The 550-nt window shown below is 31.5% G+C and carries 1 protein-coding gene; it reads left to right on the top strand.

Translation table 11 applies throughout. The features are described 5' to 3' along the window. Positions 1-332: hypothetical protein (locus tag R7O13_RS29965; protein ID WP_318305604.1), on the top strand; the 332-nt coding region annotated here is incomplete at its 5' end. Positions 333-550 lie beyond the last annotated feature (218 nt).

Raw genomic sequence — 550 nt, 5'->3', positions numbered from 1 at the left:
ACCACTTGGAGCAGATTGTTAATAATATAAAAAATGGGATTATTAACGTTTCAGGCAGTGACGATATTAAATCTGTAGTCAACGATAGGAACTGTAAGGTTGACATTATATCAAAAATAACATCTTTGAATAAAAGTAAAGGTAGCATGTTAATTGAAGCGGCTTGCGTTATCCATAATGAAATTACTGTACCCAAAAATATAAATAAAATTATTTTAGTAATCGATGTTGCATTATCAAATTTAAGTACAAATTATGTTGAGGTTTATGAATATGAAAGTAATAAAACAAAATACGAAACAATTATCCTTGCCAGAAATAAGTTTTTCTAAGTTAGTTGTACAAACTATAAATTTTTATACTAGAGTATTTCGTGTGTTGTTTGGTGGTGAGTTAAGGCATCGGTACTCAAGAAAGCAAAACGTACGAACATCCGAAGCGCTAAGCGACCATATGAAAAGAGACCTTGGTTTGTGATACTTAAAGACTTAAGTCATAAATAAAACAACAGCTCAATAAGCCGAACCTGGGTCATGAGGTTCGGTTTTTA

Source organism: Vibrio sp. Y176, assembly GCF_033438945.1.
The sequence above is the reverse complement of the archived record's forward strand: the minus strand, read 5'-3'. Positions and strand labels throughout refer to the sequence as shown.